The sequence below is a fragment of the Acidovorax cavernicola genome, from assembly GCF_003581445.1.
In genome coordinates this window covers 1-2,753 of record NZ_QXMN01000127.1, presented here as the reverse complement: position 1 = coordinate 2,753, position 2,753 = coordinate 1, and the positions used below count along the sequence as shown (strand labels likewise).

General features: G+C 67.8%; 4 protein-coding genes and 1 pseudogene. 3 read left to right on the top strand and 2 right to left on the bottom strand.

From position 1 onward, the window contains the following. The 3 genes from D3H34_RS31540 to D3H34_RS31530 all read left to right on the top strand — a co-directional run. Positions 1–322, top strand: a 322-nt coding sequence (locus tag D3H34_RS31540; protein ID WP_286186514.1) for a Bug family tripartite tricarboxylate transporter substrate binding protein, incomplete at its 5' end; no start/stop codon positions are given. Between the two features lie 13 nt (positions 323–335). Then, positions 336–1,541: a M20 aminoacylase family protein gene (locus D3H34_RS31535; RefSeq protein ID WP_119558743.1), complete on the top strand. Its 1,206-nt coding sequence runs from the start codon at positions 336–338 to the stop codon at positions 1,539–1,541. An 85-nt stretch (positions 1,542–1,626) separates the two neighbouring features. Further along, positions 1,627–2,358, top strand: a complete 732-nt coding sequence (locus D3H34_RS31530; protein ID WP_205736850.1) for a phosphoribosyltransferase — start codon at positions 1,627–1,629, stop codon at positions 2,356–2,358. Between the two features lie 9 nt (positions 2,359–2,367). Here the strand turns inward: D3H34_RS31530 and D3H34_RS31525 are convergent, their stop codons facing one another. Beyond that, positions 2,368–2,562, bottom strand: a complete 195-nt coding sequence (locus D3H34_RS31525) for a YqaE/Pmp3 family membrane protein (protein WP_119558741.1) — start codon at positions 2,560–2,562, stop codon at positions 2,368–2,370. Between the two features lie 57 nt (positions 2,563–2,619). After that, positions 2,620–2,753: pseudogene (locus tag D3H34_RS34815) on the bottom strand (histidine phosphatase family protein); the annotation flags it as partial.

Genomic DNA, 2,753 nt, shown 5'->3' with positions numbered 1-2,753 from the left:
GTCGGCACTGGGCGTGACTTCGTCGGCGCGCATCGACTCCATCGCCGATGTGCCGGCGTTCGGCGAAACGCCCGTGCTCAAGGGCTTTGACATCAACACCTGGACCGGCATGTTCCTGCCGGCCGGCACGCCGGCGGCGATCGTCGCGCGCCTGGCCAAGGAACTCGACGCGGTGCTGCAGCTGCCTGAAGTGCAGCAGCGCCTGATCGCCGGCGGCGCGACGCCCGGCAAGGGCACGCCCGCGAGCTTCGCTGCCTTCCTGAAGAAGGAAAAGGCGGCCTACGCCCAGATCGTCAAGAGCGCCAACATCCAGCAAGAATAAGCCCGGCCCAGCGATGACACACCACTTTCCGAATGACGGCATGGCGCCGGTCCTGCCTGAAGTGCAGGCGATCTGCGACGAGATGCTGGCCGTGCGCCACCATCTCCATGCCCATCCCGAACTCGCCTATCAGGAAGTCATGACCGGCGATCTGGTCGCCGAGAAGCTCGCCGAATGGGGCTACGAAGTCCATCGCGGCCTGGGCATCACCGGCGTGGTGGGCACGCTGCGCCGCGGCCGCCATGAAGGCGGCAAGCGCCTGAGCCTGCGCGCCGACATGGACGCCTTGCCCATAGAGGAAGCCACGGGCCTGCCCTACGCCAGCCGCCACGCGGGAAAAATGCACGCCTGCGGCCATGACGGCCATACCGCGACGCTGCTGGCCGCGGCCAAGGTGCTGGCCCAGCGCGGCCAGTTCGACGGCACGCTGCACCTGGTCTTCCAGCCCGCCGAGGAAGGCCATGGCGGCGCCAAGAAGATGGTCGAGGACGGGCTGTTCCAGCTGTTCCCCTGCGATGCGCTCTATGCCTTCCACAACGAGCCGGGCTACCCGGCCGGGCATTTCGGCTTCCGCTCGGGCGTGATGTATTCCAGCTCCGACACGGCCATCATCACCGTGCGCGGCACGGGCGGCCATGGCGCCATGCCGCATGCCGCGGTCGATCCCATCGTCGTCGCCTCGCACCTGGTGCTGGCGCTGCAGACCATTCGCTCGCGCGAGATCGACCCCAACGACATGGCCGTGGTCACCGTGGGCGCGATCCATGCGGGCGATGCGCCGAATGTGATTCCCGACACCTGCGAGCTGCGCGTCACGGTGCGTGCGCGCAGCCCCGAAGTGCGGCAGATGCTGCGCGAGCGCATCACCGCCATGGCCCAGGCCCAGGCGGCCGTGCACCGCGCGACGGCCGAAGTCGACTACCGCTGGCGCTATCCGCCGGTGATGAACGACCCCGCGGCGACCGATTTCGCCGTGGCCGTGGCGCGCGAACATGTGGGTGAGGCCTGGATGATTCCCGACCTGCAGCCCCTGCAGGCCAGCGACGACTTCGCGCTGATGCTCGAAGAGGTGCCGGGCAATTACTTCATCGTCGGCAATGGCATGGGCGAGGGCGGCTGCATGGTGCACAACGCTGGCTATGATTTCAACGACGCCCTGCTGCCGGTCACGGCCAGCTACTGGGTGCATCTGGCCGAAGCGTATCTGCGCCGCAGCTGACCTCACGCGCCGGGCGTCGCGCCGGCTTTTTGTTGGATCAATGGAGCGCGGTCAGCCCTGGGGCAGGCCGCGCAGGATGGTTTGTATGAGCACCCCCGCAACTGAAGCAGCCGCTGCGCTGCCCGACTTCGAGGCCACCACCGGCTACTGGCAGCGCATCGTCGACGCCAGTGAACTCACGCAGCCGATCGCGCCGCCTTATCAATACAGCTATCCCGCGCGGCTGCGCGACGGCCGCTATCTGGTGCTGCCGCTGCGCGGCATGCCCAGCCAGCCCGGGCGCTGCGTGGCGTCGCTGATCGCCAACCAGGCGTCGCTGGACGTGGTGCAGACCCTGGCCCAGGCCATGGCGGTGGAAGCGCGCGGCTTCGCAGTCGACGCCGTGGTCGGCCTGCCCACGCTGGGCCTGGCCTTCGCGCCGGGCGTGGCCCAGGCGCTGGGCCATGCGCGCTATGTGCCGCTGGGCTATTCGCGCAAGTATTGGTACCAGGACGAACTGTCCGAACCCGTGAGCTCGATCACCACGCCGGGCAAGGGCAAGCTGCTGTACGTGGATCCGAACCAGCTGCCGCTGCTGGCCGGCAAGCGCGTGCTCGTGGTCGACGACGCCGTGAGCTCGGGCACGACCATGGTTTCGGGCCTGCGCCTGCTCGAGCGCTGCGGCGCCGAGGTGGTGGCGATCGCCGTGGCCATGCGCCAGGGCACGCAGTGGCGCGACAAGCTGCGCAACGCGGCCGGCGAGCCCATTCCCGTGGTCGGCGCGTTCGACTCGCCGCGCATGGTGCGCACGCCCGAAGGCTGGGTGCCCGAAGCCTGAGCCCGGGCTTCAGCCGCGCTGCTTGAGGAATTTTTCGATCTTCTGATCGGTCTTGTACTGGCTCAGTGCGTACACCGCCCAGATCGCGGCCGGGATCCAGCCGATCAGCGTGATCTGCAGCAGCAGGCAAAACAGGCCGGAAAACGGCCGGCCGATGGTGAAGAACACGGAAAAGGGCAGCAGCAGGGCAAGAAGAAGTCGCATCGTCTGGAGGCTTTCGTCAGATAGAGCAGGAGACAGCTGGACGGCCGCAGGCCGTATTCAACATATCTCGTCGCGCGCGGTATTTTCAAGATGGCTGGTATCGGCCCAGCCCACGAGACCCAGCCCCTGGGGCGTCCAGAGCAGGCGGTTGATCGCCGCATTGCCGAGCGCAAAAGTGCGCGGCGCCTGCA

Bases quoted from the DNA above. Each gene is read 5' to 3' on its own strand.
- D3H34_RS31530 (WP_205736850.1), top strand. From the start codon at position 1,627: ATGAGCACCCCCGCAACTGAAGCAGCCGCTGCGCTGCCCGACTTCGAG.
- D3H34_RS31525 (WP_119558741.1), bottom strand. From the start codon at position 2,562: ATGCGACTTCTTCTTGCCCTGCTGCTGCCCTTTTCCGTGTTCTTCACC.
- D3H34_RS31535 (WP_119558743.1), top strand. From the start codon at position 336: ATGACACACCACTTTCCGAATGACGGCATGGCGCCGGTCCTGCCTGAA.